The organism is Nesterenkonia flava, from assembly GCF_031432335.1.
Lineage (GTDB): Bacteria > Actinomycetota > Actinomycetes > Actinomycetales > Micrococcaceae > Nesterenkonia > Nesterenkonia flava.
Window position 1 is genome coordinate 1 of sequence record NZ_JAVKGT010000064.1, and the last position, 2,953, is coordinate 2,953.

Annotated in this window: 5 protein-coding genes; 4 read left to right on the forward strand and 1 reads right to left on the reverse strand. The window is 61.0% G+C overall.

Going from position 1 to position 2,953, the window contains the following annotated elements:
• Positions 1 to 199: 199 nt before the first annotated feature.
• On the forward strand, positions 200 to 769 hold the full coding sequence (locus RH857_RS13420; RefSeq protein ID WP_310538480.1) for a hypothetical protein: 570 nt from the start codon (positions 200 to 202) through the stop codon (positions 767 to 769).
• Position 770: 1 nt separating this feature from the next.
• On the opposite strand, the gene RH857_RS13425 is transcribed toward RH857_RS13420, so the two are convergent.
• The gene (locus tag RH857_RS13425) at positions 771 to 983 is read right to left on the reverse strand and encodes a hypothetical protein (RefSeq protein ID WP_310538481.1); all 213 of its coding nucleotides are present in this window, start codon (positions 981 to 983) and stop codon (positions 771 to 773) included.
• 207 nt (positions 984 to 1,190) lie between these two features.
• Between RH857_RS13425 and RH857_RS13705 the strand changes: the two genes are divergently transcribed.
• From RH857_RS13705 to RH857_RS13435, 3 genes are all read left to right on the forward strand, one after another.
• Positions 1,191 to 1,460, forward strand: coding sequence for a helix-turn-helix domain-containing protein (locus RH857_RS13705; protein WP_374761178.1), 270 nt, complete (start codon positions 1,191 to 1,193; stop codon positions 1,458 to 1,460).
• A gap of 8 nt (positions 1,461 to 1,468) precedes the next feature.
• Complete coding sequence (locus RH857_RS13430) at positions 1,469 to 1,666, forward strand: hypothetical protein (protein ID WP_310538482.1); 198 nt, start codon at positions 1,469 to 1,471, stop codon at positions 1,664 to 1,666.
• A 199-nt stretch (positions 1,667 to 1,865) separates the two neighbouring features.
• Positions 1,866 to 2,477, forward strand: coding sequence for an NYN domain-containing protein (locus RH857_RS13435; protein ID WP_310538483.1), 612 nt, complete (start codon positions 1,866 to 1,868; stop codon positions 2,475 to 2,477).
• The last annotated feature ends 476 nt before the right edge of the window (positions 2,478 to 2,953 follow it).

The following is a 2,953-nucleotide window of genomic DNA, read 5'->3' on the forward strand; positions in this document are numbered from 1 at the left end:
TGACTCTCCTTCAGGACCTACATAACGGCCCTGCCACTAAGTCTGACGCGCGACATCAGGACGATCGTGTTGTGGTTGGGCCGGACGTTGTTCCGGTAGTGGCGCCGCGGCGGTAAAGCTGGTCCGCAACAGCCGCGGCGGAGATAGCCGTATAGAGAAAGCCCCATCGTTTGGTGAGGGCCTTGAGTAGGCTGATTCGATGGGAGTTTTTGCGGGTGTAGTCGTTCCTTTTCTCGCTGCAGTGGTCGGTGCTGGTGTGGGTGGCTTGATCAGCTGGCACTTCTACAAGCAACAGGAGGCACTGACCGAGCAGCACCACGATGAACAAACGCGGCTTTCGCGGGAGTTTGCCGTCGTCGGTGCAGCGCTGCGAGTCATGGAGGAGCTTGAGGCCGTTACCCCAATCAAGCGGGATGAACTCGGCCGGCATTGGTTGACTCGGCGGGTCCGTCGTCGCCAACTGCGGAAGTCGCTTTCCCACTTCGTGGCTCTTCAGCCTGCTTCTACCCGGGAAGGCCTTCGCGATGAGGTAGAGGCCACTCTGGCGGCTTTCGAGGCGTTCCCGGAGGGCGCTCCTATTGATGAGACGTCTCACCGCACCAATGAAGGTAAGGCCCTTACATTCGTCATCGGTGACTACATCGATGGCCTCATGGGGCTGTTCGCCAGGGTCCCAGACATTGCCCCGGAAGATCTATCAGAGAAGATGGCTTCCCTTCGTGCTGTCTACGAGAAGGAGCTTCAGAGCGTGCAGGAGCGCGGCGACTAAATCACTCTTCGATCGCCATCCCTGCGGCTTCGAGCTCGCCCCGGTCCTGGTCCAGGTACGCCTCCCGGTTGACCCACTCGGGCCAGTCGGGCTCGTCCGTGATCTGGACGCCGCGAACCTTGCAATAGATCACCCACGCCGCGTTCTCCTCATCCGCCTCACTGAAGGTGCGCCCGGCGATGAAGGCGCGTCGCAGCTCCCGATTTGCCAACATCACTGTGGCTTCCATGTGGCCCTTGGTCGGGATCGTTCTTCGGCTTCCTTATGGAGGCGTTCCTGTGGGGCCTCAGCCAGCGGTGTCTCCTTCCAGTGCTTCGGTGAGGGCGCGCACGGTCGGGCACGGCCAGGTGTGGTGACCGTAATGTGACCCGGTGCAGCTAGTGCAGACAGGCCCACGTGTCCATCTCTCGCCTACTGGCTTGTGCACCTCCAGCACGCGAGGAACTCGGCGTCGGGGACTAAATCCGACTTAGCCAGGACCGCCGGCATCAACCGGGCCTATATCTCTGAGTACCTACGCAAGGGGTCCATTCCCAAACGGGGGAACTTGGAGAAGATCGCAAAAGGGCTCGGCGTCAACGTCCGAGAAGTGGAGCAGGCAGCAGAAGCGGCACCCACACGGGGAGTATTCAAGCTCTCCCCCGAAAGGGAGGCGGACGCAGCCACTCTCACCCGGTCACAGCGGAGCTGATCTACGAGATGATCCGCCACCTGGCAGAAGGCAACCGACTCCACGCAGGAACATTCACCGCGGACATGCTCCTAGAGAAGGATGTGATGGGCAATGCGCAGCACCCCGCCTCCATAACCCCCGACACAGTGACCCCGGAACTGCTGGCCGAAGCAATCCGGCGCGTCAATGCAAAGCATGAAAACGACTACACCCTGGCGACCTGATGACAGCATGCATGCGGGAGCCCACGGGCACATCAACCCAGACGGCATCCAGTACACGCCGTAACCTTAAAGACCAGGTTTAAGGTTCTGACCTGCGACACTGGAAAACGTACACGTAAACGCCTATATTGGAGGCACTCCTCCCCGGCGTCCCGGCCTCACGGCTGGCACTGCCGGGGTTTTATTTTCTAGGGGACACATGGCTGACCGAGTAGTTCTGTTCGTGGATTACCAGAACGTCTACATGAGAGCTCGTGACGCTTTCGCTGAAAGATGGGCCGACTACACAGTGGGGCAGATCGACCCGGTGAAGCTCGGAGAGCACCTGGTTAAGGCAAGCCCCTACGAGCGGGAGCTAACTGGGGTGCGCATCTATCGCGGCCAACCAGACAGCTCTAAGGACCCTAAAGGGTACGGCGCCGCACGTCGCCAACGCGCCGCCTGGGAAAAGGACGACCGAGTAACTGTGCTCGCAAGACCGCTCCGCTACCCTTTCGGCTGGCCGGAATCCCGGGAGATCGGCCAGAAGCCAGAAGAGAAGGGCGTAGATGTAGCTCTAGCTATCGATTTCGCCGCGATGGCTGTCCGCAAGCAGTTTGACGTAGGAATTTTGTTCTCAGCAGACACCGATCTTAAGCCGGCTTTGGAGTTCGTGTCAGCCGAAGACGTACCGGCGCGGGCGGAAGTGGCAGCGTGGGCGCCCGAACAAGGCCCTAAGAGACGGTTGCGGATCGACCGGAACATCTTCTGTCATTGGCTGGGCTATAAAACTTTCCACGCCGTCAGCGACCCAGTGAACTACACCAGCTAGCCAGCGCCAGGTTAGCAGCGCCCCGCCATCATACTCCCGCAGCAAACACCCCAACTGCCACGCGGCGTGTCTGACCCTGCTTCTAGGGTTGTTCGTGCTATGCGGGACTTGAACGGGATTGCGGACGAACTCCAAGTGACCATCCACCACCGACCCACCCTGCGCCGGGCAGATGGGGCGAATACGACCACCGGCTCCACGAAATACACATGCTCCAGGGCCCGGGCCCGGTCCAGTACCGGTCCATCCTGGCCCACGAGCCAGGCCACGCCCACTACGGACACCAGTGAGCCTCACGCCGCCACGAGCACCAGGGGGGCCTGTACGCCGCCCGGCTGCTCGTCAGTCCAGTGGAATGGGCCTCGCCACACGGGTCTACCCCGACTGTGCACGATCCGTGGGCGCTGAACTCGGAGTGCTCCCCCCGTTAGCTTCTAAGGGCACCAGTTCTCCGGCAGGATAAGTGGTGTTGTCCG

Coding starts and splice junctions, on each gene's coding strand:
- RH857_RS13420 (WP_310538480.1), top strand. CDS start 200: ATGGGAGTTTTTGCGGGTGTAGTCGTTCCTTTTCTCGCTGCAGTGGTC.
- RH857_RS13425 (WP_310538481.1), bottom strand. CDS start 983: ATGTTGGCAAATCGGGAGCTGCGACGCGCCTTCATCGCCGGGCGCACC.
- RH857_RS13430 (WP_310538482.1), top strand. CDS start 1,469: ATGATCCGCCACCTGGCAGAAGGCAACCGACTCCACGCAGGAACATTC.
- RH857_RS13435 (WP_310538483.1), top strand. CDS start 1,866: ATGGCTGACCGAGTAGTTCTGTTCGTGGATTACCAGAACGTCTACATG.